This is a genomic window from Actinoplanes sp. NPDC021490 (assembly GCF_055562135.1).
This window is the reverse complement of the sequence record NZ_JBVHFW010000001.1, coordinates 541,675-566,491: the sequence shown is the minus strand read 5'-3', so window position 1 is coordinate 566,491 and position 24,817 is coordinate 541,675. Positions and strand designations below refer to the sequence as shown.

General features: G+C 71.2%; 24 protein-coding genes. 8 read left to right on the top strand and 16 right to left on the bottom strand.

Annotated features, from left to right (window positions below; all coding sequences use genetic code 11):
- Positions 1-128: 128 nt before the first annotated feature.
- Entirely contained in the window at positions 129-1,058 is a 930-nt protein-coding gene (locus ACZ3I4_RS02565) for a Rossmann-fold NAD(P)-binding domain-containing protein (protein ID WP_465380080.1), read from the bottom strand.
- Positions 1,059-1,159: 101 nt separating this feature from the next.
- Between ACZ3I4_RS02565 and ACZ3I4_RS02560 the strand changes: the two genes are divergently transcribed.
- Positions 1,160-1,849, top strand: a complete 690-nt coding sequence (locus ACZ3I4_RS02560; protein ID WP_465380079.1) for a TetR/AcrR family transcriptional regulator — start codon at positions 1,160-1,162, stop codon at positions 1,847-1,849.
- Here the strand turns inward: ACZ3I4_RS02560 and ACZ3I4_RS02555 are convergent.
- Both ACZ3I4_RS02555 and ACZ3I4_RS02550 read right to left on the bottom strand, forming a co-directional pair.
- Entirely contained in the window at positions 1,833-2,636 is an 804-nt protein-coding gene (locus tag ACZ3I4_RS02555) for a class I SAM-dependent methyltransferase (RefSeq protein WP_465380078.1), read from the bottom strand. The genes ACZ3I4_RS02560 and ACZ3I4_RS02555 overlap by 17 nt on opposite strands.
- Positions 2,636-2,938 (bottom strand): MGMT family protein, encoded by a 303-nt coding sequence (locus ACZ3I4_RS02550; RefSeq protein ID WP_465380077.1) that lies wholly within the window; start codon positions 2,936-2,938, stop codon positions 2,636-2,638. Before ACZ3I4_RS02550 ends, ACZ3I4_RS02555 begins: the two co-directional genes overlap by 1 nt.
- A 12-nt stretch (positions 2,939-2,950) precedes the next feature.
- Between ACZ3I4_RS02550 and proB the strand changes: the two genes are divergently transcribed.
- Positions 2,951-4,111, top strand: coding sequence for a glutamate 5-kinase (gene proB / locus ACZ3I4_RS02545; protein WP_465380076.1), 1,161 nt, complete (start codon positions 2,951-2,953; stop codon positions 4,109-4,111).
- A gap of 11 nt (positions 4,112-4,122) precedes the next feature.
- Entirely contained in the window at positions 4,123-5,370 is a 1,248-nt protein-coding gene (locus ACZ3I4_RS02540) for a glutamate-5-semialdehyde dehydrogenase (protein ID WP_465380075.1), read from the top strand.
- Positions 5,371-5,375: 5 nt separating this feature from the next.
- Here ACZ3I4_RS02540 and ACZ3I4_RS02535 read toward each other — a convergent pair whose 3' ends face one another.
- The 7 genes from ACZ3I4_RS02535 to ACZ3I4_RS02505 form a co-directional block, all read right to left on the bottom strand.
- The gene (locus ACZ3I4_RS02535) at positions 5,376-6,122 is read right to left on the bottom strand and encodes a hypothetical protein (protein ID WP_465380074.1); all 747 of its coding nucleotides are present in this window, start codon (positions 6,120-6,122) and stop codon (positions 5,376-5,378) included.
- An 80-nt stretch (positions 6,123-6,202) separates the two neighbouring features.
- The gene (locus tag ACZ3I4_RS02530; RefSeq protein WP_465380073.1) at positions 6,203-6,712 is read right to left on the bottom strand and encodes a hypothetical protein; all 510 of its coding nucleotides are present in this window, start codon (positions 6,710-6,712) and stop codon (positions 6,203-6,205) included.
- A gap of 256 nt (positions 6,713-6,968) precedes the next feature.
- Positions 6,969-7,775, bottom strand: coding sequence for a prenyltransferase/squalene oxidase repeat-containing protein (locus ACZ3I4_RS02525; protein WP_465380072.1), 807 nt, complete (start codon positions 7,773-7,775; stop codon positions 6,969-6,971).
- A gap of 97 nt (positions 7,776-7,872) precedes the next feature.
- Entirely contained in the window at positions 7,873-9,054 is a 1,182-nt protein-coding gene (gene moeZ, locus ACZ3I4_RS02520) for an adenylyltransferase/sulfurtransferase MoeZ (protein ID WP_465380071.1), read from the bottom strand.
- Between the two features lie 117 nt (positions 9,055-9,171).
- Positions 9,172-10,047 (bottom strand): DUF3152 domain-containing protein, encoded by an 876-nt coding sequence (locus ACZ3I4_RS02515; RefSeq protein WP_465380070.1) that lies wholly within the window; start codon positions 10,045-10,047, stop codon positions 9,172-9,174.
- Positions 10,048-10,113: 66 nt separating this feature from the next.
- Entirely contained in the window at positions 10,114-11,076 is a 963-nt protein-coding gene (locus tag ACZ3I4_RS02510; RefSeq protein WP_465380069.1) for an alpha/beta fold hydrolase, read from the bottom strand.
- Positions 11,073-13,610 (bottom strand): hypothetical protein, encoded by a 2,538-nt coding sequence (locus tag ACZ3I4_RS02505; RefSeq protein WP_465380068.1) that lies wholly within the window; start codon positions 13,608-13,610, stop codon positions 11,073-11,075. The genes ACZ3I4_RS02510 and ACZ3I4_RS02505 overlap by 4 nt, the downstream gene beginning before the upstream one ends.
- Positions 13,611-13,842: 232 nt before the next feature.
- Here ACZ3I4_RS02505 and ACZ3I4_RS02500 point away from each other — a divergent pair, with 232 nt between their 5' ends.
- From ACZ3I4_RS02500 to ACZ3I4_RS02490, 3 genes are all read left to right on the top strand, one after another.
- Positions 13,843-14,502, top strand: coding sequence for a TetR/AcrR family transcriptional regulator (locus tag ACZ3I4_RS02500; protein WP_184953793.1), 660 nt, complete (start codon positions 13,843-13,845; stop codon positions 14,500-14,502).
- Positions 14,503-14,540: 38 nt separating this feature from the next.
- Complete coding sequence (locus tag ACZ3I4_RS02495; protein ID WP_465380067.1) at positions 14,541-14,765, top strand: DUF3107 domain-containing protein; 225 nt, start codon at positions 14,541-14,543, stop codon at positions 14,763-14,765.
- A 271-nt stretch (positions 14,766-15,036) separates the two neighbouring features.
- Positions 15,037-16,908 (top strand): DEAD/DEAH box helicase, encoded by a 1,872-nt coding sequence (locus tag ACZ3I4_RS02490; protein ID WP_465380066.1) that lies wholly within the window; start codon positions 15,037-15,039, stop codon positions 16,906-16,908.
- Between the two features lie 57 nt (positions 16,909-16,965).
- On the opposite strand, the gene ACZ3I4_RS02485 is transcribed toward ACZ3I4_RS02490, so the two are convergent.
- Both ACZ3I4_RS02485 and ACZ3I4_RS02480 read right to left on the bottom strand, forming a co-directional pair.
- A complete protein-coding gene (locus ACZ3I4_RS02485; protein WP_465380065.1) occupies positions 16,966-17,265 on the bottom strand; it encodes a DUF2470 domain-containing protein in 300 nt (99 codons plus the stop codon).
- Entirely contained in the window at positions 17,262-17,936 is a 675-nt protein-coding gene (locus ACZ3I4_RS02480; protein WP_465380064.1) for a biliverdin-producing heme oxygenase, read from the bottom strand. The genes ACZ3I4_RS02485 and ACZ3I4_RS02480 overlap by 4 nt, the downstream gene beginning before the upstream one ends.
- Positions 17,937-18,071: 135 nt before the next feature.
- On the opposite strand from ACZ3I4_RS02480, the gene ACZ3I4_RS02475 reads away from it, so the two are divergent.
- Complete coding sequence (locus tag ACZ3I4_RS02475; protein WP_465380063.1) at positions 18,072-19,349, top strand: class I SAM-dependent methyltransferase; 1,278 nt, start codon at positions 18,072-18,074, stop codon at positions 19,347-19,349.
- Positions 19,350-19,369: 20 nt separating this feature from the next.
- On the opposite strand, the gene ACZ3I4_RS02470 is transcribed toward ACZ3I4_RS02475, so the two are convergent.
- The 4 genes from ACZ3I4_RS02470 to ACZ3I4_RS02455 form a co-directional block, all read right to left on the bottom strand.
- Complete coding sequence (locus ACZ3I4_RS02470) at positions 19,370-20,506, bottom strand: hypothetical protein (protein ID WP_465380062.1); 1,137 nt, start codon at positions 20,504-20,506, stop codon at positions 19,370-19,372.
- Complete coding sequence (locus ACZ3I4_RS02465; protein WP_465380061.1) at positions 20,499-20,711, bottom strand: heavy-metal-associated domain-containing protein; 213 nt, start codon at positions 20,709-20,711, stop codon at positions 20,499-20,501. The genes ACZ3I4_RS02470 and ACZ3I4_RS02465 overlap by 8 nt, the downstream gene beginning before the upstream one ends.
- Positions 20,712-20,760: 49 nt before the next feature.
- Positions 20,761-21,066 carry a metal-sensitive transcriptional regulator gene (locus ACZ3I4_RS02460; protein WP_127499846.1) on the bottom strand — a complete coding sequence of 102 codons (306 nt, stop codon included), beginning with the start codon at positions 21,064-21,066 and terminating at the stop codon, positions 20,761-20,763.
- A gap of 81 nt (positions 21,067-21,147) precedes the next feature.
- Positions 21,148-23,328 carry a DEAD/DEAH box helicase gene (locus tag ACZ3I4_RS02455; protein WP_465380060.1) on the bottom strand — a complete coding sequence of 727 codons (2,181 nt, stop codon included), beginning with the start codon at positions 23,326-23,328 and terminating at the stop codon, positions 21,148-21,150.
- 147 nt (positions 23,329-23,475) lie between these two features.
- Here ACZ3I4_RS02455 and ACZ3I4_RS02450 point away from each other — a divergent pair, with 147 nt between their 5' ends.
- Positions 23,476-24,807 carry a hypothetical protein gene (locus ACZ3I4_RS02450; RefSeq protein WP_465380059.1) on the top strand — a complete coding sequence of 444 codons (1,332 nt, stop codon included), beginning with the start codon at positions 23,476-23,478 and terminating at the stop codon, positions 24,805-24,807.
- Positions 24,808-24,817: the final 10 nt, after the last annotated feature.

Sequence of the window (24,817 nt, the reverse complement as noted above, 5' to 3'; positions counted from 1 at the left end):
ATTTCCCTGGGCGGGCGGGGGAGGCGGCGGCTGCTCCTGACAACGATCATTTTCGGTGGCGCGGCGGTCATTTGGGGCGGGCCTTTCATGCGGCAGCGGGCCGGCGGCCACGTCCTGCGAGCGGGCGGTCACATGCGGCGGGCGGCGATGGCCTCGGCGTCGGCGGCGGTTTCGCGGATGCCGACCTCGATCGGGGTGGGCTGCAGGCCGAAGGTGCGCTCGGTCAGTGAGCTGTCCAGGTGGAACGGCCGGTAGAACTGATAGTCCATCTCGGCCATCTCGCGGGCCATCGGCACGAACAGCCCGGCCGCGCGCATCGTGATTCGCGGCATCTTGTGCATCTTGAGGTGCGGCCGGCCGACCAGGTCGCAGTAGCGGTCGGCCAGCTCGCGGATCGAGATGGCCGGGACGGTCGGGGCGTGCCAGGCCTTGCCCCAGGCCCGCTCGTCGCGGGCGAGCGTGACCATCGTGCTCGCCATGTCACCCGTATAGGTGAAGCTGTGCGGCAGGTCGGGGCTGCCCGGCATCCAGGCCGCGCGGCCGGAGTTCAGGGCGGGCAGGATGCTGTACGAGAAGAGGCCGATGGCGCCGGTGCCGATGTAGTCGGAGCCGCGCACCTCGACCGTGCGGACGCCGCTGGCCAGCGCGTCCCGCCACATTTTGATCCGCACCTTGCCCTTGCGGCCGACGGCGGCCAGCGGGCTGTTCTCGGTCATGTGCCCGCCGGGCTGCGGCCCGTAGACGTACAGGTTTCCGGTGATCACGTAGACCGCGCCGGCCGCCTTGGCCGCGGCGATCATCGCGTCGTTCATCGGGAACCAGAGCTTCTCCCACTCGGTGTACTTGGGGTTCGCGCAGTTGTAGAGCGTCTCGGCGCCCTGGGTGAGCTCGGTCAGCCGGCGGGTGTCGGAGGCGTCCGCGGCCACCAGCTCGATCGACGGGTGCGAGGGGCCGCCGCCGCTACGGGTGATCATGCGGACCCGGTCGCCGCGCTCGGCGTGCAGGCGGGCGATGGAGGAACCGACCGGGCCGGAACCGACGATGACGTGAAGCGACATTGCTGTTCTCCTTTGCGAGCAGTGCTCTCCGTTGAGAACAACGATTCCACGGCTTGACACAGAAAGCAAGAGCAGTGCTCTCGTTATGGCACACTGGTCGCATGAGCGCCTCAGGAGTACGCGCCCGGGTGCGGGCCGAGATGACCGAAGAGATCAAGACCGTGGCTCGCCGGCATCTCGCGACCGACGGGGCGAACCTGTCGTTGCGCGCGGTCGCCCGGGACCTGGGGATGGCCTCGTCGGCGGTCTACCGGTACTTCGCGAGCCGCGACGAGCTGCTGACCGCGCTGATCATCGACGCGTACAACTCGGTGGGCGACAAGGCCGAGCAGGCGGCCGCGGACCAGGCCGATGAGCTCGCGGCGTTTCTGGCGATGGCCCACGCCGTACGGGAATGGGCCCTGAACGACCCGCACCAGTGGGCGCTGATCTATGGCAGCCCGGTACCCGGATATCAGGCGCCGCAGGACACGATCGGCCCCGCCACCAGGGTCATCCTGCTGATCGCGCGCCTGGTCGAGAGCGCCTACCGGAACGGCCGGATCGCCGGGCGGCCGCCGATCACCGGCCGGTACGCCGAGGAACTGGCCGTGGTCGCCGAGCACTACACCGAGGGCGCGCCACCCCGGCTGGTCGCGGCGGCGATGTCGGCCTTCCTCCACCTCAGCGGAGCGATCAGCGGCGAGCTGTTCGGGCAGCTCGCCAAGTCGGTCGACGAGGATCGGCGGGGCTTCTTCGAGTTTCAGATGCGCGGGGCGGCCTACCTGATGGGGCTCAGCGACGAGCTCTGAGCACGTGCCCACCAGCCGTGCCGGGCGGGACGTCGGTCCGGCCGAAGAACCGGGACGCCAGCTCGGACGGTCCGAGGTCCTCGATCTCGCCGAAGCCGGACGAGCCGAGCAGCGACGCCACCTCGGGCGGCTCGAAATACGTCAGCCAGGGTTCACCCAGACGAGCGACCCGCGCGGCCCGGGCCTCGAGCCAGGCGCGCCGTTCCTCCGGCATCCCCCCGGGCGGCTGGGCGTAGTCGAAGACGACCTCGTTCCCCTCGCGCGCGGCCACCACGGCCAGCGTCGCGTCGAACCCCTCGCGGGTCAGATAGGGCACCACGCCCAGCCAGAGGAAGAACGCCGGCCCCTCCAGCACGAGCCGGTCGGCCAGGGACTCCTTCTCGAAGTCGACACCCAGATAGGTCAGCGACGGCGGCACCGGGATGCCGGTTTCGGCCAGCCGCGCCCGCTTCCAGGCCTGGGTGTCGGGGTGGTCGACCTCGGTCACGCGCAGGCCGGGGTGGGGGTTGCGGTAGGCGAACGTGTCCAGGCCGGCCCCGAGCACAACCATTTCCCGTACGCCCCTGGCGACCGCGGCCGACAAGGCGTCCTCGGCGAAGCGGGTGCGGGCGGCGATGAACAGGCGCATGCCCCGGCGCGGCGCGTCGGCCGCCAGTTCCCGCTCGTCGACGCCCAGGATGCGTACGGCCAACGGGTCTTCGAAGATGTTGCCGTCGTCGACGATCTGGTGCACCGCGCGATAACGGGCCGCGCTCATCGCCGTGCGGCTGGGCTGTCCGGCCTCCATCAGGGCTGCCATCCCGCTCGGGCCATGTCCACTCGTTCACCCTTCAGAGGTACGCCCTCGGACAGGAGCCGCTGGCGGGCCTCCTGCTCGTGACCGGGCGGCATGCGGCCCGCGCTGGTGACGACGCGGTGCCACGGGACGCCGCCGCCGTGCCGGGCCATGATCGTGCCGACCTGCCGGGCCGAGTTGCGTCCCGACACGTCGGCCAGGGCGTCGGCGACCGCGCCGTACGACATCACGCGGCCCTCGGGGATGCGCTCCACGAGGGAAAGCACCTCTTCGACGTACTCCTGCGGTGTCACTCGGGCCACGATATGGGATCTCGGCCCGGTTCTGTCGGCCCGCCCGAGCACAATTGGCCGGTGCGTGAACTGGTAACCGGAGCGCGGCGGATCGTGGTCAAGGTGGGTTCGTCCTCGCTGACCACGGCAGCCGGCGGGATCGACGACCAGCGCGTCGACGTGTTGGTCGACGTGCTCGGCGGGCTGGCCGCGGGCGGACGTGAGGTGGTGCTCGTCTCGAGCGGCGCCATTGCCGCGGGCCTGTCCCCCCTCAACCTGCCGCGCCGGCCGCGCGACCTGGCGACCCAGCAGGCGGCCGCCTCGGTCGGGCAGGGGCTGCTGATCGGGCGGTACGCGGCGGGCTTCGCGCGGCACGGCCTGCAGGTGGGCCAGGTGCTGCTGACCGCCGACGACGTGACCCGCCGTGCGCACTATCGCAACGCGTACCGCACGCTGCGCAAACTGCTCGACCTGGGCGCCCTGCCGATCGTGAACGAGAACGACACGGTGGCCACCGACGAGATCCGCTTCGGCGACAACGACCGGCTCGCCGCCCTGGTGGCCGCCCTGGTCGACGCCGACCTGCTCGTCCTTCTCTCCGACGTGGACGCCCTCTACACGGGCAGCCCTTCGGACCCTTCGTCACGCCGGATCGCGTACGTGGGAAACGATTCTGATCTGGAAGGCATCAACATCGCGACGCCGAGCCGGTCCAAGGTCGGCACCGGCGGCATGGTGACCAAGGTCGAGGCGGCGCGCATCGCCACCGGCTTCGGCATCCCGGTCGTGCTCACCGCCGCTCCCCTGGCCGGCGCGGTGCTGGCCGGCGACGAGGTGGGCACGCTGTTCCGCCCGGCCGACAGCCGTCCGGCCGCGCGCCTGTTCTGGCTCGCCCACGCCACCTCCCCGCGCGGACGCCTTCATCTCGACCCGGGCGCGGTCGCGGCGGTGGTGGCTCGGCGCAAGTCGCTGCTGCCCGCCGGCATCACCGCGGTCGACGGCTCGTTCGCCGCCGGTGACCCGGTCGATCTGGTCGACGCCGGTTCGGGCGCGCCGGTCGCCCGCGGCCTGGTCAATTACGATGCGATCGAGCTGCCCGCCCTGCTCGGACGCACCACCGGTGAACTGGCCGCCGCGCTGGGGCCGGGATACGAACGGGAGGTCGTGCATCGCGACGACCTCGTCCTCCTATGAAGGAATTCGCCATGACGACCGTCCTGCAGCAGGCCGCCGACGCCCGGGTGGCCGCCATCGACCTGGCCGCGGCCACCCGCACCGAGAAGGATCGCGCCCTCCTGCTGATGGCCGACCGCCTGATCGAGCGCTCGTCCGACATCGTGGCGGCCAACGAGGTCGACGTGACCAACGCGCGCTCGGGCGGGCTGTCCGAGGCCATGATCGACCGGCTCACGCTCACCCCGGCCCGGGTCGAGGCGATGGCCGAGGGGCTGCGCGAGCTGGCGGCGCTGCCCGATCCGGTGGGTGACGTGGTGCGCGGCTCGACGCTGGCCAACGGGCTCGAGCTGCGGCAGGTGCGGGTGCCGTTCGGCGTGGTCGGCATCATCTACGAGGGCCGGCCCAACGTGACGGCCGACGCGGCGGGCATCTGCCTCAAGTCAGGCAACGCGGCGCTGCTGCGCGGCTCGGGCTCGGCCTTCAGCTCGAACGCGGCGATCGTGTCGGTGCTGCGCAAGGCGGTGGCCGACAGCGGCCTGCCCGCCGACACGATCCAGCTGCTCGACGCGACCACGCGCGACTCGGTCAAGGAACTGATGCGGGCTCGTGGCCTGGTCGACGTGCTGATCCCGCGGGGTGGCGCTTCCCTCATCCGTACGGTGGTGGAGGAATCGACCGTGCCGGTGATCGAGACCGGGGTCGGGAACTGTCACGTCTATGTGGACGAGAACGCCGACCTCGAGAAGGCGCTGGCCGTGACGGTCAACTCGAAGACGCAGCGCCTGTCCACCTGCAACACCGCCGAGTCGCTGCTGGTGCACGCGGCGATCGCCGACCGGTTCCTGCCGCTGGTGCTGCCCGAGCTGTTCGACAAGGGGGTCACCGTGCACGGCGATCCGCAGGTGGTGGCGTACGACCCGGCGGTCGTGCCGGCCACCGAGGAGGACTGGGGCACCGAATACCTGTCGGCCGACCTGTCGGTGGCGATCGTCGACTCGCTGGACGACGCGCTCGACCACATCCGCCGCTACGGCACCGGGCACACCGAGGCCATCGTGAGCGAGTCGGTGACGGCGACGCGGCGGTTCACGGCGCGCGTCGACGCGGCCGCGGTCATGGTCAACGCGTCGACCCGGTTCACCGACGGCGGCGAGTTCGGGTTCGGCGCCGAGATCGGCATCAGCACCCAGAAGCTGCACGCCCGCGGGCCGATGGGCCTGCCCGAGCTGACCTCGACAAAGTACGTCGTCACGGGCAACGGCCACATTCGACAGTGAGCCGGTCAGGACTCCGCGGGTGACGGCGCCGGAGTCGCCTCGGCCGTAATCTCCAGACTCGGCTTCGGCGACTCCGACGGCGTCGTTTCCGGCACCGGCACCACAGACTTCGTGGCGGCCGGTTCCGGTGCCGGCGTCTTCGCAGGCCCGGCGGACGGTGCCGGGCTCACGGTCGGCGCCGGCTCGCTCGGCGTGGTCGGCGCCGGCGTGGTCGATGTCGGTGCGGGCTTGCTTGGCGTCGGCTCAGTCGATGTCGGCGCGCTGGGCGTCGGCCCGGTCGGCGGCACGGGCACGGGAGCCGACAGTGCCGGGGCCGGCGGCTTCGGGGCGACCTTGCCGATCTTCACTGGCGCGGCGACACCCGCGGCGGAGCGCCAGTCGGCACCGACGAGGGCCACGACCCCGTACGTCCAAGTGCCGTCGGGCACGCTCCCCTCGGTGCACTGCGTCCCGGTCACCACGCCCGCGCAGCCACGCTCAGCCGGCACGGTCTTCCCGGTCGCCTGGTCGGTGCGCGTGACGCGATAGCCGCGGACGGCCGGACCGGTGTAAGCCGGCCAGTCCACCTGCACCGAAGCGCCGGCCGCCCGAACCTCCGGGGCCCGCATGGGCGGCAGCACCATGGCCGTGGCCGAGGAGTCCGCCCTGGTAACGGACGCGTCCCAGGCGGCCGAGGCGGCCACCGGCTGGGCCAGGGCGCCCGCGATCAGGCCCGCGCTCGTCAGGACGTAAGCGCCGCGCGTCAGTCTCATGAACTCTCCAGCAGCGGGTCATCGAGCGGGAAGAAAGAACCGGCGGCGGGACGAGGGGGACGCCCCGCCGCCGGCTCGGATCAGCTGGCGTTGCTGGCGCCGGTGACCTTGACCGGGAGGCTGATGGTCGCGCCCTGGCAGCCGTCCTCGGAGTTGTTGATCATGCGGACCGCGTCCTTGAGGGTGAAGGTCCTGGCCTCCTTGGCGCCCAGGTCCAGCTTCAGGTCCTTGAGAAGGCCGTTCGTGCCGACCGGGCCGCCGCTGAAGTCGCCGAAGTAGACGCCGGTGTTGTTGCAGGTGCCCTTGCCGCCGGTGCCCTTGGCGCCATCGGTCGGGTTCCACTTGATCGTGGTGACCCGGACCGGGTACTTGTTCGGGTTCTCGATCTTGATGAAGGCGTCGCCGGTCGCGCCCGGGTAGAGCGTGGCGCTGGTGGTGGCCTCGCTGATCACGAGCTCCTTGGCCGTCTCGGCCTGCGCGTAGGCGTTGCCTTCGCCGTTGGCCAGCCACGACGCCCAGGCGGCGCTCGCGGCGCCGGTCACGGCCAGGGTGGTCAGGATGACAGCGGCGCGCTTGGTGGACTTTCGCATGCTCGACGTTCCTCCGAAGTAGAAAATCTTCGTAGGCGCCGGTTTCGCCACTGACTCCCCGCCGGACTGTGGCGACCAGACTTCATCGCCCAGCGGATCCTCGTCTCGCCTGGCCCCCGTCGGGCCTGAGGAGAACTGTGCCTCATCGGGGAGCCGTCGCTCAACGACCTATGTGACAGAGCGTGACGTCGACCGGGTAGCCGAACGGTAGCCATTCGGACTTTTACGGGTGCAAGTCGGTTGCAGGCGTTGACTCTCAGCGACAGGCGCGCAGGACGGTCAGCGTGGTGTTCACGTCGAAATTCGGACCCTCGGCGCTGTCCCACCCGCCGTCGGTGCGTTGCGTCTCGCCGAGCCGCTTGCGGGCGTTCTGCAACAGCCAGTCGTCGCCGAGGTTGACCCGGCGCAGGGCCGCGGCCATCGAGGCGATGTCGGCCGGTTCCATGTCGGCCAGCCGGTCGCCCAGCACGAGCTGCACGCGGGCCGACTCGTAGAAGAACTGCTGGCCGTAGAGCAGACCGGCGGCGTGCCAGCCGGTGGCGAGAAAGGACGGCCACGTGCCGTCGGGGTGGAGCCGGCCCACCACCCACTGAGCGGCCGCGCCGAGCGTGTGGGCGTAGCGGGCCGGAACGTCGAAGTGGGGGTGCGCCTCGTATTCGGCGAGGGTCATCCAGAAGCCCGCGACGGCCGTCAGATAGAGCGTGGCCTCGGGATCGCCCGGCATCGCCCAGGCCGGGGCCTCGGCGGCCAGCGCCTCGGATTCCTGCCACGTGCCGTCGCGACGCTGCACGCTGGCCAGCCAGGCCAGGGCCCGGTCGACCGGCTCGCCGTGCAGGCCGCCGAGGTCGTCGAGCTCGTTGAGGCGGAAGCAGGTGGCGTCGATCGAGTCGAACGCGGCGTCGGCGGTGGCCGGCCAGCCACCGGCCTCGGACTGCCCGGCGGTGATGCGCCCGATGACGAGCGGATCAGGCGGTTGACCGGTGCGCAGATATGACAGGCGCGCTCGTTCCACGGGGTCGCCGTGAGCGACGACGTAACCGATTGCGGCGTCGATATCTACCACATCGGTGACGGTACAGCGCGTTGCGGGAAAGCGCTGCGCCCTGGTCCGCTTCTGTCACGCTGGGAAGCCACACTGTGACTTCCCAGCGTGAGACAGATCAGTACGACGGCTGCGAAGGGTCAACGGTGTTGACCCAGGAGACGATGCCGCCCTGGACGTGCACGGCGTCCTTGAAGCCGGCCGCCTTGAGGGCCGCCAGCGCCTCGGCCGAACGCACACCCGACTTGCAGTGCAGCACGATCTGCCTGTCCTGCGGGAAGCGCGACAGCGCCTCGCCGGAGAGGATCTCGCCCTTGGGGATCAGGGTCGCGCCTGGGATCCGGTTGATCTCCCACTCGGCCGGCTCGCGGACGTCGACCAGGAACAGGTCCTTGCCCGAGTCCTGCCAGTCCTTGAGCTCGCGGGCCGTGATGGTGGCGTTGAGAGTCGCCTCCTCGGCCTCGGCCGAGACCGCGCCGCAGAAGTCCTCGTAGTCCTCGAGCAGGTCGGTGACGGTCGGGTTGTCCCCGCAGAGCGCGCAGTTCGGGTCCTTCCGGACCTTGATCTTGCGGTACTCCATCTCGAGGGCGTCGTAGACCATCAGCCGGCCCACCAGCGGCTCACCGATGCCGGTCAGCAGCTTGATCGCCTCGTTGACCTGGATCGAGCCGATCGACGCGCAGAGCACGCCCAGGACGCCGCCCTCGGCGCAGCTCGGCACCATGCCGGGCGGCGGGGGCTCCGGGTAGAGGCAGCGGTAGCAGGGACCGTGCTCCTCCCAGAAGACGGAGGCCTGGCCGTCGAAGCGATAGATCGAACCCCAGACGTACGGCTTGCCGAGCAGCACGGCGGCGTCGTTGACCATGTAACGCGTCGCGAAGTTGTCGGTGCCGTCGACGATCAGGTCGTACTGGCTGAAGAGCTCTTTGACGTTGTCGCGGTCGAGCGCCGTGTTGTGGATGACCACGTTGACCAGCGGGTTGACCTCGCGGATGCTCGCCGCGGCCGACTCGGCCTTGGGCCGGCCGATGTCGGAGACGCCGTGGATGATCTGGCGCTGGAGGTTGGACTCGTCGACCGTGTCGAAGTCGACGATGCCGAGCGTGCCCACACCGGCGGCGGCGAGATAGAGCAGCGCCGGCGAACCGAGGCCGCCCGCGCCGACGACCAGGACCTTCGAGTTCTTCAGCCGCTTCTGGCCGTCCATCCCGACATCCGGGATGATCAGGTGCCGAGAATAACGGCGGATCTCATCGACGGTCAGCTCTGCGGCCGGCTCGACGAGCGGGGGCAGTGCCACGTTAACTCCCCGGGTTGACGGTAAGGATCGGTCACCATTGTCACTCGCGACCGCGCGGAACGGCCATGACGTTGGACACCGGCCCGACATGCGGGACATGGGAATTTTCCAGGTTGTTCACAGACGAGGGCCGCTGAACATCTTCCCATTCAGACGAGGCCATGCGTACGCCTTGCAGCCGCGCATCGTCAGGGTCTGCTGCACCATGACCGGCGCCGGACCACCCGCCCGCGGACAGTTCTCGTGCCGGTGTCCCAGCTCGTGGCCGACCTCGTGGTTGATCACGTACTGCCGATAGGTGCTCAGCGCCACCTTGGCGTTCACGAACGGGGTGGCCGAGCGCCGCCACCGGTCCAGGTTGATGATCGCTTTCCCGGTGGTGCGGCACGACGTGTACGGGCGTCCGCCGACTCGGATGTTCGTCCCGCCCCGCAGGCACATCTTCCCGGCCGTCTCCCGCGTGGCCAGATAGACGGTGAAGTCGGCCGGATCCGAGCCGCTCACCAGTTGCAGGCGCACCTGGCCGCCGCCGGTCCAGCTGCGCGGATCCCCGAGAGTGTCGGCGACCTGCGTGGCAAAATCCTCGGGGTTCTCGTTGCTGCCCTTCTCGACGGCCACGCGGAAGCGCCGCAACTCGCCCTTGCGGCCGAAGACCGGGCCGCGCGAGGTGGCGTACGAGAACTGGCCGGAACCGCGAGTGGGCACCGCGCCCGGCAATTGCAGCGTGCTCGCCACCGGCCGGGCCTTCTCGGGAGTCTTCGACGGGGTCGGCGTCGGCGTGCTCTGCGCAACCGGGGCCGGGGCGGTGCTCGACGACGCCGGCGACGGCACGACCGGCAGCGCCGCGGCGTTGCTCTGCTCGATGCGCCGGCCCACCGCGAAGCCCCCCGCGATCAGGACGATCAGCGCGAACGAGGCGAGCCACCACTGCCGCCACCGGTCCCGACCGGCCGGCGGCCGGGTTGCGGGCGGCGCCGTGACTTCGTCGATCATCGCCCGTCAGCGTCGCATACCCCGGGGAAGGCTGTCTGCCCCAATGGATCTTGTGAGATCTGGGTCCTAACCAGCTACCGGCGAGTGGATGTCGTCCAGCATTCCCACCACCGCGCGGGCGACCAGGCGCGGCACTTCCATCTGGGCGACATGGCCGACGCCGGGCAGCATCAGCAGGCGCGAGTCGGGGATCGTGCGGGCCACCACGGCCGGCACCCGGGCATCGACCAGCTTGTCGTTGAGGCCGCCGATGACCAGCGTCGGCGCCTGCACCCGCGCGGCCAGCCGCCACTGCGAGTTCTCCCCCGGCAGATACGCCCGCAGGAAGCTCGACGCCAGACCGCGCAGGGTGCCCAGGTACGCCTTCGGGTAGTGCTCGACCGTGTAGCGCAGCCGGATCTCCTCCATCGCCTCCGCGCGGCGCTGCGGGGTGACCTTGCGGGTGTCGCCGAAGCACGCCGCGAGCACCTGCTCGGCCATCTCCTCGGCGGTCAGGCGGGCGAACGCCCAGCCGAGCACCCGATCGGCGTACGGCAACGCCAGCAGAGGCAAGGCCCGGGCCTGAGCCGTACGCCGGACGTCGAGGAACGGCATCGCCGGCGAGATCAACGTCAGCGTGCGTACGAGGTCGGGCCGCAGGGCGGCGGCGCGCACGGCGATCGAGCCGCCGAGCGAATTGCCGACCAGGTGCACCGGCCCGCGGCCGTCGTGCTCGAGATAGCCGATCAGCGTGGACGCGAAGGCCGGGATCGAATAGCGCGGGCTGGGATCGCTGTAGCCGAAGCCGGGCAGGTCGACCGCCTGCGCGTCGAACCGGTCGGCGAGCAGTCCCGCGACGTCCGTGAAGTTCTGCGAGGACCCGCCGAGCCCGTGCACGTAGACGGCCGGTTCGGCGTCCGGCCGCGTCCCCGGGGTGTCGCGGACGTGCAGCATCGCCCCACCGATGGTGACCCGTCGCGCGGGCCAGGGTGCTGGTGCTTCGCCCTCCGGCAGCAGCGCGCTGTCGGGGGCCAGGATGGCGCCTTTCATCGGGTCAAGAGTGCCTCGAGCCGGCGGTTCACCGCAGCCAGAGTGGCGCGCACCATCGCGTGCCGATCGTCACTCGTCACCACGGCCGAGCCGGCCAGCTGCTCGACCCAGCCGCCGCACGAGAGCAGCAGCACGACGACCGCGACCTGGGACGCTCCGAACGGGACGGCGGCGGCGTGCTCGACGAAGCAGCGGGCCGGGCCGTCCGGGTGGTCGGAATGCGACAGCAACTCGTCGACCGCGCCGGCCGTGGCCATCGCGCACAGCCGCAGCAGATATCCGTCGACGGCAGGACCGCTGGCCGTCCCGGACGCCGTACGGCCGCCGACGGCCAGCCTGACCTCCACCGTAGCGTCCGCGCCGAACGTGTTGACGTGCACGTTCTCGATGACCACCCGCGGGCCGGGGTGCTCGTTGGGATAGAGCGGGCGGGGCGGTCCGCAGTCGACACCGGTCGGCACGACCTCGGCCGACTCCTCGACCTCGGGCGTCAGCCGGGCCGCGGCGGCGTGCCGGTCGCGGGCCTCGCGCTCGCGGGCCTCCCTTGTTTCGCTCTCCCTCGCGCGCTCGCGCTCCCGGGTCTCGCGCTCCCGGTCGTTACGCTCCCGGGCCTCATGCTCCCGGGCCTCATGCTCACGGGCCTCGCGCTCGCGGGTCTCACGCTCCCGGGTCTCACGCTCTTCGGTTTCCCGCTCCTGCGTCTCACGCTCACGAGCCACACGCTCACGAGCCACACGCTCACGAGCCACACGCTCACGAGCCACACGCTCGCGGGCCTCACGCTCCCGGGTCTCACGCTCCCGGGTCTCACGCTCCCGGGTCTCGCGCTCCAGGTCGGGGGCGATGCTGTCGGCCAGCGGTGTGGACGAGAGCGGCGCCATCGCGGGTGGGGCCGAAATCTGCTCGGCCTGGCGCGCCCGTGGCATCAGCGCCGACGGCGACACCGGGGCCGCGGCGGCCGGCGACTCGGCGGCCGGCGGGGTCTCGCCCGGCATGGCCGCGTCCAGGCCCATGCGGTCCTGCAGCAGGCGGGCCACCTGGCGGCTCACCTCGGCCGGGTCGGCGCCCTCGGCGAGGTCGAGCCGCAAGCTGTGGGCGCCGGTCGGGGTCGAGCGCAACGAGGCGTCCCGCACCCCGTCGACCTCGCGTACGGCGCCCAGGATCGCCTGCACGTCGAAGCCCTCCTGGCGTTCCTGCGCGGGCAACACGTCACCGCGTCTCAGATGGGTGGCGATCCGGGCGAGGGCGGGTGTCTCGGCGGTGGCTTCCACGAGAGGCGGCTCCGGTACGCCCTTGGGCACGTCGGGTTGCGCGGGAACGCGCTGCGGCAGGCCCCGCTCCTCGGCGGGATCGAGGCGCGCCGTGGTCTCGCCGAACCCCGAATACGTCGTCTCGGGCTGCTCGAACGGCTTCGGGACCTCGTACGGCTTGGGCGGCTCGTAAGGGGTCGGCGGCGGCTCGTACGAGAGGCGGCGGGGAAAGCTCGACGGGTCGTACGCCGGGCGGACGGGACCCGGCTCGTCGGAGGCCACCCGGGGCACGCCCTGGACGGGGGTGCCGCCGCTGAGCGCGTGCCGGGGGTCGGTGGTGCTGTGCTCGGCCGTGCCCCAATCGGCGCGCCGGCCACCGCCGGGCGTGGACGGGCGCACCAGCGGGACCGCGGCGCGCTGCTGCACGATCGGCGGCGGGGGCGGCTGTTCGTCCAGGTCACCCTCGTACGGGTAGGGCGGCGCGCTGTTCGGCGTGGGCACCTCATAGGAGCGCAACGGCGCGGGACGGCCCGGGTTCAGGCCCCCGCTGCCCAGGCCGGGCTCGCGGGTCTCGCCCGGGCCCATGCCGGGGCGGCGCTCGGGCGGCCGGCCGCTCGTGCCGAGGCCCGGCTCACGGATCTCGCCCACGCCCATGCCGGGGCGACGCTCGGCCGGTCGGCCGCTCGTGCCCAGACCGGGCTCACGACGTTCACCGGCGCCCGTGCCGAGGCCGGGCTCGCGACGTTCACCCGAGCCCAGAATGCCACCCGTGCCCAGGCCGGGCTCGCGGCGCTCACCCGGGCCGGGGCCGGACTCGCGGCGATCACCGGTTCCCAGGCCCGGCTCGCGCAGCCCCGACTCGCGTGGGGTCGGCTCGCGCGGGGTCGGCTGGGCGGGCGAGGTGGGTGCGGCCTGCGGGCGGGGCAGATCTTGGCGGGGCAGATCGGAGCGGGGCAGATCGGAGCGGGGCTGTTCCCGGGCCGGGTTGAGCGGGCTCAGCAGCTCGGAGAAGCGGGACCTGTCCCAGCGCGAGCCGGCCGAGGACTCCCCGGACAGAGGAATTTCGCCATCCGGCTTCGCGTCGACAAAACCCGGTGGGGCCGGCGCGGGAACACTCGACGAGGGCTGAACCGAGACGGGAACCGCCGATGACGGAAATGCCGGATTGCGCGGAAACGAACGCGTCTCCGCGCCCGAACGCCGCCAGGACGGCACGTCATTATCGGTCTCGGCACCCGTCCCCTGATAGGACCAGGGGCTGTCGGCCGTCGCCCAGCCATTCATCCGGGCACGCTCGCGCGCATCGCCACCGTCGCCGCCGTCTGCGGCTTCAGTGTCGCCGGAATGCCCTGATTCATCCACCGCGTGCTCCTTGCTCGCCCCCGCTGAGGCTACCGTGTGCTTGCAGTGGCGATAAGTTGCAGCGTCGCGACAATTGCTCAAGGAAGCAACACGCGCCGATACGGGCAATCCGCGCCGGCAAACGGGGTACCGACCCCCTGGAGGTACGAGACACATGACCGCTGCGTCCGGCGGAGCTCAGACGGCCCGTCCCACCCGTCTGCCTCGCTCTGCGCGCCGCAAGCAGCTGCTGGCCGCGGCCCAGCAGGTCTTTGTCGCCCACGGCTACCACGCCGCGGCGATGGACGACATCGCCGAACGCGCCGGGGTCTCCAAGCCCGTGCTCTACCAGCACTTCCCGGGCAAGCTGGAGCTCTATCTGGCGCTGCTGGACACGCACTGCGACGCGATAATCGCCAAGGTTCGAGACGCCATGCTCGCCACCAGCGACAACAAGGAGCGGGTCAAGGGCGCCGTACGGGCGTACTTCGACTTCATGGATCACGAGAGCGAAGCCTTCCGCCTCGTCTTCGAGAGCGATCTGCGCAACGACCCGCAGGTGCGCCAGCGCGTCGAGCGGGTCGAGCAGGGCTGCATCGCCGCCGTGACCGACACCATCATTTCGGACACGAACCTGAGCTCGGACGCGGCCCAGCTGCTCGCGTCGGGCCTCGTGGGGGCGGCCGGGCAGTCCGCGCAGTATTGGCTGGCCAACGGACGGCGTACGCCTAAAGCTGAAGCGGAAGCCCTCGTAGCTGCACTTATCTGGCGCGGGATCGCCAGCTTCCCGCTCCAGGGCGGCGCATCCGGCGGAACACCGGCCGAAATCGGATAACCTTTTCGACGGTAAGAGCCACGAAAAGGGAGGGCCCCGTGGAGGTCAAGATCGGCGTGCAGCACACGCCGCGTGAGCTGGTGCTCGAGAGCGCGCAGTCCCCGGCGGAGGTTGAGCAGGCCGTGGCCGAGGCGATGGCCAAGGACAGCGTGCTGTCGCTCACGGATGAGAAGGGCCGCAAGGTGATCATCCCGATCGCCAAGGTGGCGTACGTGGAGATCGCCGAGTCGAACGCTCGTCCGTTCGGCTTCACGGTGCGCTGAAAATAGTTCCCCATACGCCGAGGGCGCCCCCTGCAACGGGGGTGCCCTCGGCGTGCTTTGGGCTCCGAAGTCCGCTCTGAGGTGCACGATCGTCCGGTCGGGTAGAGTAGAAGTGTTGCCGTCGACGTCGATCTTCACCGATCGCCGCGGTGACCTGCGCGTGCGGCCCGTTGTGCTTGGGACAACCCAGCCAGCGTGTGGCCCGCGCCCTATCCACACCGCGCCCCAAGACACTCCACGGGCGCACCACGAGAGGCACCCGTAAAACTTCATGACCGACATCGAAAACAACACCGAACCCGCTTTGGTCCCTGTCACCAGCCGCGCGCCCGTCCGTCCGGACAGCCCCACCTTTGCCGAGCTGGGTATCCGCGCCGAGACCGTCGAGGCGCTGGCCAAGGCCGGCATCGACCGCGCCTTCGCCATCCAGGAATACGCGCTGCCGATCGCCCTGCGCGGCACCGACCTGATCGGTCAGGCGCCCACGGGCACCGGCAAGACCCTGGGCTTCGGCCTGCCCATCCTGGAGCGCCTCACCGCGCCGAGCGAAGGCGCCGACGGACGCCCCCAGGCGCTCATCGTCGTACCCACCCGTGAGCTCGGCCTGCAGGTCGCCCGCGACCTGGCCGCCGCGGGCAGCACCCGGGGCGTCCGCGTGCTGCCGATCTACGGCGGCGTGGCGTACGAGCCGCAGGTCGATGCCCTCAAGAAGGGTGTCGAGATCCTCGTCGGCACCCCCGGCCGCCTGCTCGACCTGGCCAAGCAGAAGCAGCTCAAGCTCGACTCGGTCCAGGCGCTGGTGCTCGACGAGGCCGACCGGATGCTCGACCTGGGCTTCCTCGACGACGTCGAGAAGATCCTGGCCATGCTCCCCGAGAAGCGGCAGACCATGCTGTTCTCGGCGACCATGCCCGACCCGATCGTCGCGCTGTCCCGCCGCTTCCTGCGGCACCCGGTGACGATCCACGCCGGCCACACCGCCGACAGCGGCCCGTCGCCGCTGACCAAGCAGGTCGTCTATCGCACGCACCCGCTCAACAAGGTCGAGATGGTGGCGCGGATCCTGCAGGCCCGCGGCCGCAGCCTCACGATGATCTTCACGCGCACCAAGCGGGCCGCCGACCGGCTGGCCGAAGACCTCGACTTCCGCGGCTTCGCGGTGGCCGCGGTGCACGGCGACCTCAACCAGGGCGCCCGTGAGCGGGCGCTCCGCGCGTTCCGCAGCGGCAAGATCGACGTGCTGGTGGCCACCGACGTGGCGGCCCGCGGCCTCGACGTCTCGGGTGTCACCCACGTGATCAACTTCGACTGTCCCGAAGACCCCGAGACCTACACGCACCGCATCGGCCGCACCGGCCGGGCGGGCGCGACCGGCGTCGCGGTGACCTTCGTCGACTGGGAGGACATGCCGCGCTGGGTCCTCATCGACAAGTCGATGGGCCTGAGCATGCCGCAGCCCCCGGAGACGTACCACACGAGCCCGGCGCTCTACAGCGACCTGGACATCCCCACCGACGTGTCGGGCACGCTGCCGACCGCCGACCGCAGCCGGGCCGGGTTGTCGGCCGAGATCGAGGAAGACCTGGGTGGCGGCCGTCGTCGCCGCGAGCCGAGCGGCCCGCGCGGACGCGGCGGACGGTCACGTAGCGGCCCCGAGTCTCCTGCCCCCGCGTCCGAGGGCGGCGACACCGACCGTCCCAAGCGGCAGCGTCGCCGGCGGCGGGTCGACTCCGACGCACCGTCCGAGGTGACCTCGGCCGACTCGCCGATCGAGGACGCTCCGGCCGTTTCGGGTGAGGACCGCCCCGCCCGTACGCGGACACGTCGTCGCGCGGCCACGCCGGTGTTCTCGGACGGCGAAGTTGAGGCCGACGCCTCGGCTGTCGACGTCTCGGTGGACATCTCCGTGAACACGTCCGCCGACGCTTCTGACGCTTCTGACGCTTCCGACGTCTCCGACGCTTCCGACGCTTCCGACGAGGACGCTGAGGACGCTGAGGACGGCACCGACCGTCCGCGCCGCCGTCGCCGTCGCGGGGGCCGGGGAAGCCGCGGATCCGGTTCGGCCGCTTCGGCCTCCGAGGACGCCGCGCCGGCCGAGATGAGCGGCGGGTCCGAGGCCGGGGTCGGCACCACGGCCTGACCCTCGTACGCGGAAAGCCCCTTGGTCCTCATCACGGGCCGAGGGGCTTTTGCGTGGTCAGTGGCGGGGCTCGACCCCGAGAGCGGCGCAGGCGACGCGATACATCCGGACAGTCTCGGCCCGCACCTGGCGGCGTTCGGTGAGCCGCTCGGAGAACGGAACCCGGACGGGCACCTCGATCTCGTCGACCACCGCCTTGAACTCCATCGCGTCGGCGTCCAGACCGGACATGCGCGCGGCCGTCGCCGTCGGCATGCCGCCGAGCGCGCGCACGATCAGCACGTTGTCGTCGGCGTGGTCGTCGTTCATGTGCCGGGCGATCTGATCGATTACCTCGGGCGGAAACGGATCGGTCATCGTGCCTCCTGTCGGCCCCAGCGGCTCTGGAGTTCGCCCAGCATGGCGATGTTGAGCCGGTATGCCTCGGTCACCTCGGCGATGAACTCGTCCTGCTCGGCCGGCGACCAGGGCACCGTGTCGAGCAGTCCGCGGTAGTGGGTCTTGAAGGCCATCGGGTCGACGCCGTTGAAGATGAAGAAGCGATGCCCCTCGGCGCCGGGCAGCCCGTACGACTGGGCGATCGCCGGACCCAGATATTGCCCGCCGGAAAGATCGCCGATGTAGCGCGTGTACTGGTGGGCGACGAAGCCGGTGGCCGCGAGGTGGGCCACATCACGCAGGCGCGTGCAGTACACGGTGGTGGCGGGCAGCGCGAACAGGTGGTCGGCCCAGCGCGGCCCGTACAGGAAGCGCAGGTCGGACTCGATCGACGGCAGCCGGCGCAGCTCGGGAAAGAGGAACGTGCCGACCACCGGGTCGTCGGCCATCGTGGTGGCGGCCGACTCGAGCGCCTCGTAGACGAACCAGTGCTGCGCGGTCAGGTCGGCGTAGGCCTCCCAGGGCAGCCGGCCGGCCGCGAGCGCGTCGAGGAAGCCGCTGCGCTGGGCCTCGTCGTGGTCGCCGAACGTGTTGCGGCGCACACGAACGGAGAGCCGGTCGGCTCCCGGCAAATCGGCCATCAACGACATCGGCAAGGCACCTCGCTTCCCGGCCCATCAGCCTATCTATAGATCCACCAGCCGCCGACGGCGGTCCTCACGCCTCGTGTGGGCCGGGATCTTACGCGGCGATCGTTACCTCGGGACGCGCGGCAGAATAGAGGCATGCCACAACCGCTCGATACCGCATTGGCCGAAGTCCGGGAACTACTGCTGGGCCCCGGATTGACCCGTGCCGTGGCGGCGGGGCGCCGTCGCGGATTCACTCCATCGGTGACCAGGGCCGAGGTGCGACCGGTGACACTCAAGGGTGGCCCGCGACTGCAGATCGTGACCGACGACGGTTCCCGCCCCTTCACCCGCAACGTCGCTCCGGGCCCTGAGGCGTCGGCCGTGGTCGACGAGCTGCTGGCCGTCCCGTTCGGCAACTGGCACGTGGAGACCACGGCCGTAACGCTGCAACTGCGAGTAACCAAAAAGGGTGACGCCCAGGTCCATCGCGCCCCGGCTCCTTCCGGGCCGGCGCTCTCCCCGTCCTCACCTTCGCCGTCCGTTGCCGCCTCCCCTACGCCGGGGGCCTCCTCCGCCGCCTCGACCTCCTCCACCGCGACCTCCTCCACCGCGGCCTCTCCCGCCGCGGCCTCTCCCGCCGCGGCGCCCGCCCTCTTCCAAGATCATGATCGGCCGAAGCAGTGGCTGCTCGATCCGGGCGATCCGCTGTTCCATGTGATCGGTGGGAATGCGGCCAAGCGGCGGCAGATCGACGCGTTCCTGCGGGCGCTCGCCGCCACGCTGCCCAAGTCGCTGCCGTCGTCGCTGCGGGTGGTCGATCTGGGCTGCGGAAACGCGTACCTGACGTTCGCCGCCTACCGCTACCTGGCCGAGCGGGTCGACTCGGTGCGGGTCGTCGGGGTCGATGTCCGGGAGGACCAGCGCGTACGCAACACGGCCGTTGCCGCCTCGCTGGGCTGCGCCGAGGAGGTGACGTTCGTCGCCGGCACGATCGAGGACGCGCAACTGCCGTTCGAGCCCGACCTGGTGCTCGCGCTGCACGCCTGCGACACCGCCACCGACCAGGCCCTGGCCCGTGCCGTGGACTGGAAGGCCCAGTGGGTGCTGGCCGCGCCCTGCTGTCATCACGACATCGCCGCCCAGCTCAAGGGCCATCCCGCCCCGGCACCGTTCGGCGAGCTGACCCGCCACGCGATCATGCGGGAGCGTTTCGCCGACGTCCTCACCGACTCGCTACGGGCCGCACTGCTGCGCCTGAACGGCTACAAGACCGAGGTCGTCGAGTTCATCGACTCGGCCCACACCCCGCGCAACCTGCTGTTGCGAGCCCGCCGCACCGCCGCTCCGCCCACCGAGGCGCAGCGAGCGGAGTACGAGGCCCTCACCTCCGAGTGGGGCGTGACCCCGGCCCTGGAAAAGATGCTTGCCTGACGCCCTTCAACGCCGGCCTCTTATTCGATCTTGGAGGTCCAGGCCGCGGTGTGCACCTGGCCGTCCACCTGGAAGTCGAAGAACATGCGGTAAGTGCCGGGGCTGGGGGCGGTCACCCAGAACTTGACCTTGCCGTCGACCAGGGTCGCCTCCGGGTGGACGTGCACGTAGGCCAGGTCGCCCTCGCGCATCACGACCAGGTGGCCGAACGCGCCCAGATACGGATCCAGCTTCGCGGTCCTGCCGTCGGCGCCGGTCACGGTCATCAGGAGCGGCTGGGTGGCCTGCGTGTTGGGCGTTCCCTCGTACGACACCGTGAACGTGTCCGGCTTGTCGGTCCGCCCCGGCTCGGGCAGCGCCCGCGGCGCATAGTCGCCGGCCACGGTCAGGTCGCCGCCCAAGGTGGTGGCGACCTGCTGGCCGCCGACGATCGCGGTGAAGTCGGCGATCATGCGGTAGATCCCCGGCTCGGCCAAGGTCAGGTCGATGCCCCAGGTGCCGTCCGCGGCCATCTCCGGATGCAGATGCTGGAACCCGGTCAGGTCCCGCCGCACAACGATCAGGTGCAGCGGTTTGTCGTGCACGATCGCGTACGTCGTCACGGGCGCCCCGCCCGCCCCGGCCACCCGGAAGGCAAGCCGCTGCTTCTTGCCGGCCGCGAAGCTCGTCGCCTCGGGCACCAGCGTCAACCCGCCCGAGCTCAGCGAAAGCCCGCCCACGGCCGCGCCCATCGGCATCGCCGTCCCGGGCTGGCTGGCCGTACCGCTGGAGTCGTGCGTATGCGGCTGGCTCTCGTCCATCGTCATGCCCGGCGTCGCGGTCTGGCTCGTCATCCCCGCCATCCCGGCCGGGGGCGGCGCCGAGGCCGAGGCCGTCGAGTTGTTCAGACGCCCCAGTCCGTAGCCCGCGAACAGCACAACAACGAGCACCGCCCCGAAAGCCGCCAACCGGAACCCGGCCCGATCCCCCACCGGCGTCTCCCCGACCGGCTCGCCCCCGGACGGTGCGCCTGGCTCGACCAGCGGCTCCCCGGCGTCCGGCGTGGCCCGCTCGACCGGGGGCTCACCGGCGGCTGGCGTCGCCCGCTCGGCCGACGGCTTCGCGGCAGCCGGCGTGCCCGGATCGGCGGCCCGGTCGCGGATTGGGTCGTCAGGCATTCGCGAGCTCGTAGCCGGCCTCGTCCACCGCGGCCCGCACGGCCTCGTCCTCGAGCGGCGCCTCGCTGGTCACGATGACCGCGCCCGAGGCGAGGTCGACCTGCACAGCGTCCACTCCCGGAAGAGCGGACAGTTCCCCGGTCACCGCTTGCACGCAGTGCCCACAGGTCATGCCGGTCACGGTGTAGGTGCTGGTCACAGCCATGGCAGAAAGCCTTTCAGGACGGATCTCGCGCTGACGGAACGCAGACTCCTCAGGAGCGGACGAGCCTGGCGATCGCATCGGACGCCTCTTTGACCTTGGCGCTCGGGTCCCCGGCACGGGCCGCGTCCACGACGCAGTGAGCCAGGTGATCCTCGAGCAGCCCGACCGCCACGGCTTGCAGGGCGCTCTTGGCCGCCGAGATCTGGGTCAGAACATCGATGCAGTACGTGTCCTCGTCGACCATCCGCTGGAGCCCGCGGATCTGCCCCTCGATGCGCCTGAGGCGCCCGAGCAGTGCCGCCTTGTCCCCGGAGTAGCCATGCGGACCATGCTGCGGCGTCGACTCATCGGACATGACGCCAGCATACCCCCTCCCCGTATCCAATCCCGCACGACCCCGGCCGGACCGGAGACCGCCTCACCACCGCCCGGCCGCTCATCCCGCGACCGCGAGCGCCAGCGGCAGCACTCCTCCGGCACCGGCGCGGCGCAGGGCCCGACCGGCGAGCGTCATCGTCCAGCCCGAGTCGACCAGGTCGTCGACGAGCAGCACCGGCCCGGACAGGCCGGGCAACTCGGCGGCCACCTCGGCCGGAACCGTGAACGCGTCGTGCAACGCCCGGACCCGCTGGGCACTGTTGCCCCGCCCTTCGGCCTCCGCGCCCGGGGTGACCTCGACCGTTCCCAGCAACGGCAACCGCCCGATCTTCGCGATGTGCTCAGCCAGCGTGCTGGTCAGCGTGGGACGACGACTCGACGCGACCCCGACCACCGCGGCCGGCCGCAGAGCCCACGCGCCGTCGCCGTGCGCCCAGTCCTTGAGGACCTCGACCACCGCGCCCGCGAGATCGTCGGGGATGGGCGCATCGGGCGACTCGGGTGCCACCAGCCCGCGCAGCCGATGACCCCAGCCCAGGTCGGACAGCCGGCCGACGGCGCGACCGGGCTCGATCTGCTCGCCCACACCGATCTTGCCCTTGAGCGAGACGCCCACAGCAGCCAGGCCGGTCGGCCACATCTTCTTGGGGGCGATCACGACGCCCGGGTGGCCCAGGAACGCGTCCGCCGCGGCGACCGAGGCGGCCGACACCTCGGCGTCGAACAGGGGGCCGGCGCAGTTGTCGCATCGCCCGCACGGCGTGGCCTCGGGGTCGTCCAGGCAGCGGCGGAGGTACTCCATGCGGCAGTCGCCCGTGGAGGCGTACTCGATCATGGTCTTCTGCTCGGCGGCCCGAGCCTCGGCGACGCGGCGCAGCCGAGCGCTGTCGTAGGTCCACGGCTCCCCGGTGACGAACCATCCGCCACGCTCCCGGCGGACCGCACCGTCCACGTCGAGCACCTTGAGCATCATCTCGAGGCGGTTGCGGCGCAGGTCGACGAGCGGCTCGAGCGCCTGGGTCGAGGTCGGCCGATCGGTCCGGAGGTTCGCCAGCACGGACCGCACCTGCTCCTCCGGCGGGAAGGCCAGCGACGCGAAGTATCGCCAGATCGCCGCGTCCTCCTTGCCGGGCAGCAGCACGACCTCGGCATGTTCCACGGCTCGGCCCGCCCGGCCGACCTGCTGGTAATACGCGATCGGGGACGGCGGGGCGCCCAGGTGCACGACGAACCCGAGGTCGGGTTTGTCGAAGCCCATGCCGAGCGCGGAGGTGGCGACCAAGGCCTTGATCTTGTTGTCCAGCAGATCCTGCTCGGCCGCACGGCGCTCGGAGTCTTCGACCTGTCCCGTGTACGACGCCACGGCGAACCCGCGCGAGCGCAGGAAGTCGGCCGTCTCGGTGGCCCCGGCGACGGTCAGCGTGTAGACGATGCCGGAGCCCGGCAGCCGGTCGAGGTGGTCGGCCAGCCAGGCCAGCCGGTGCGCCGGGTTGGGCAGGTCGAGCACGGCCAGGCGCAGCGAGTCACGGTCGAGCGGGCCGCGCAGGACCAGCGCGTCACCCAGCTGGTCGGCCACGTCGGCGGTCACCCGGGCGTTGGCCGTCGCGGTGGTGGCGAGCACCGGCGTACGGCTGGGAAGGCCGGCCAGGAACGTGCGGAGCCGGCGATAGTCGGGCCGGAAGTCGTGGCCCCAGTCGGAGACACAGTGCGCCTCGTCGACCACGAGCAGGCCGGTCTCGGAGGCCAGGCCGGGGAGCACGTTGTCGCGGAAGTCGGGGTTGTTGAGCCGCTCGGGACTGATCAGCAGCACGTCGACCTCGCCGGCGCGGATCTCCTCCTCGATCTCGGACCACTCGTCGAGGTTGGCCGAATTGATCGTGCGAGCCCGGATGCCGGCGCGGGCGGCCGCATCGACCTGGTTGCGCATGAGGGCCAGCAACGGCGAGACGATGACCGTCGGACCGGTGGCCCTGGCCCCGCCCGCCTCCTGTCCGGCCTGTCGCAGCAGGGCGGTCGCCACGAAATAGACGGCGGACTTGCCCCACCCGGTACGTTGCACGCACAGCACCCGCCTGCGGTCGACGGTGAGCGCCTCGATCGCCCGCCACTGATCCTCGCGGAGCACCGCGTGATCACCGGCGAGCCGGCGCAGCACCGCCTCGGCCCGCTCGCGCACGGCGGCACGGTCGGCTGCGGCGGCTGGCTCGGCTGGGGTGGCTGTCGCTCGGGTCTCGGTCACCCGGCATGTCTATCAGCCCGGTCCGACAGAACCCCCAGTTATCCACAGGCGCCTTCGTTATCCACAGGCAGCGAAGAAAGTTGCGCGGCGCCGGGCCGGGCCGGTTCAGAATCTGCTCGCCCCGCACCTCCGAGCAAGGAGCGAGCCGTGACCCCTCAGCCGAGTTCGTCCAGGTCAGCACGTCAGGCCACCACGGGCAAGGGCCCCTCGCTGGGCCGCCGACGCCGGGCCCGGGCGCTAATACAGTCCGGCGCGGAACTCTTCGACAACATGGGCAATCCCCTGCCGCTGTGGCCGACCGGGCCACGCGCCCGACCGGCCGTCCCGGCGCGCCGCCTCCGTCTCGTCGAACAGGACAGCGGCGGCTCGGCTGACGAGCGTGAGGGTGCTGCCGACGAGCGCGGTGGCTCCGCGCCACGGCATGGCTTCGAACCGGATGCTCCTTCGCCGACGCCCGGCGCGGTGGGGCGCCTGGCCCTGCGGCGCATCCGGAGCAGCCGAGACGGCGGTCGCAAACATTCAGGCGACGAACATGACGCGGCCGGCAAACGCGTCGACCGTCCTCCTCGGCGCGCCGGTCCAAGCCCCCTCGGCGCGCGCGGCCCGATCAACGAGCCCAAGCAGATCGACAGGCTCAAGGCCAAACGCCCACTCGGCGTGGGCCCTCTTGACTGGGTCACCCCCATTGGCCGGCTCGGCCCATTGGGCGCGCTCGGATCGGTCGGCCGGCTCGGACCGATCGGCAAGGACGGGCCGAAGGATCCACTCGGGCCAGTGAAACCGCTCGACCCAGTCGGCAGGCAGCGACCGTCGGGCGTGCTCGGAGCGGCACGTCCGTCCGGACCGATTGGCGCGACCGGCGTCGTTGGCGGGCGTGGGCGGATCGGCGGATCAGGGCCGGTCGGTGAGCTCGGGCCTGCCGGTTGGCTTCAGCCGGTCGGTGAGCTCGGGCCTGTCGGTTGGCTTCAGCCGGTCGGTGGCCCGGGAGTGGTTGGCGAGCCCTGGCGCGTCGAGGCGCTGAGCAGGGTGGATACCTGGAAGATCCTTGACAACTTTTCTTGTCGGTGCCAGTCTCGGATCATGTCGAAGTCGATTGCCGAGAAGCTGCTGATCAAGCCGAATTCCACGGTCTGGCTGTCGGATCCCGCCCATGTGGCACTTCTGACGCCGATGCCGGACGGGGTTCGGGAGGTCGACATGCTGGCCACGGCGAGCACGGCGGTGCTCTTCGTCGAGGACGCTGCCGGCGCCCGCGAGAAGCTGGCCGAGCACCGAGCCGACCTGGACAAGCCCGGGGTGTTCTGGGTGGCCTATCCCAAGGGCAACAAGGCCGACATCAACCGGGACTCGCTGTGGCCGATCGTCGCCGACTTCGACATGCGCCCGTGCGGGCAGGTCGCGATCGACGATCGCTGGTCGGGCCTGCGCTTCCGGCCCAACCGTGAGGGCGAGGGGCGCTTCACCGGCGGCCCGAAGTAGGGCCCCTGGC

Coding starts and splice junctions, on each gene's coding strand:
- ACZ3I4_RS02565 (WP_465380080.1), bottom strand. CDS start 1,058: ATGTCGCTTCACGTCATCGTCGGTTCCGGCCCGGTCGGTTCCTCCATC.
- ACZ3I4_RS02560 (WP_465380079.1), top strand. CDS start 1,160: ATGAGCGCCTCAGGAGTACGCGCCCGGGTGCGGGCCGAGATGACCGAA.
- ACZ3I4_RS02555 (WP_465380078.1), bottom strand. CDS start 2,636: ATGGAGGCCGGACAGCCCAGCCGCACGGCGATGAGCGCGGCCCGTTAT.
- proB (WP_465380076.1), top strand. CDS start 2,951: ATGGGATCTCGGCCCGGTTCTGTCGGCCCGCCCGAGCACAATTGGCCG.
- ACZ3I4_RS02540 (WP_465380075.1), top strand. CDS start 4,123: ATGACGACCGTCCTGCAGCAGGCCGCCGACGCCCGGGTGGCCGCCATC.
- ACZ3I4_RS02535 (WP_465380074.1), bottom strand. CDS start 6,122: ATGAGACTGACGCGCGGCGCTTACGTCCTGACGAGCGCGGGCCTGATC.
- ACZ3I4_RS02530 (WP_465380073.1), bottom strand. CDS start 6,712: ATGCGAAAGTCCACCAAGCGCGCCGCTGTCATCCTGACCACCCTGGCC.
- ACZ3I4_RS02515 (WP_465380070.1), bottom strand. CDS start 10,047: ATGATCGACGAAGTCACGGCGCCGCCCGCAACCCGGCCGCCGGCCGGT.
- ACZ3I4_RS02510 (WP_465380069.1), bottom strand. CDS start 11,076: ATGAAAGGCGCCATCCTGGCCCCCGACAGCGCGCTGCTGCCGGAGGGC.
- ACZ3I4_RS02505 (WP_465380068.1), bottom strand. CDS start 13,610: ATGAATGGCTGGGCGACGGCCGACAGCCCCTGGTCCTATCAGGGGACG.
- ACZ3I4_RS02500 (WP_184953793.1), top strand. CDS start 13,843: ATGACCGCTGCGTCCGGCGGAGCTCAGACGGCCCGTCCCACCCGTCTG.
- ACZ3I4_RS02490 (WP_465380066.1), top strand. CDS start 15,037: ATGACCGACATCGAAAACAACACCGAACCCGCTTTGGTCCCTGTCACC.
- ACZ3I4_RS02485 (WP_465380065.1), bottom strand. CDS start 17,265: ATGACCGATCCGTTTCCGCCCGAGGTAATCGATCAGATCGCCCGGCAC.
- ACZ3I4_RS02480 (WP_465380064.1), bottom strand. CDS start 17,936: ATGTCGTTGATGGCCGATTTGCCGGGAGCCGACCGGCTCTCCGTTCGT.
- ACZ3I4_RS02475 (WP_465380063.1), top strand. CDS start 18,072: ATGCCACAACCGCTCGATACCGCATTGGCCGAAGTCCGGGAACTACTG.
- ACZ3I4_RS02470 (WP_465380062.1), bottom strand. CDS start 20,506: ATGCCTGACGACCCAATCCGCGACCGGGCCGCCGATCCGGGCACGCCG.
- ACZ3I4_RS02465 (WP_465380061.1), bottom strand. CDS start 20,711: ATGGCTGTGACCAGCACCTACACCGTGACCGGCATGACCTGTGGGCAC.
- ACZ3I4_RS02460 (WP_127499846.1), bottom strand. CDS start 21,066: ATGTCCGATGAGTCGACGCCGCAGCATGGTCCGCATGGCTACTCCGGG.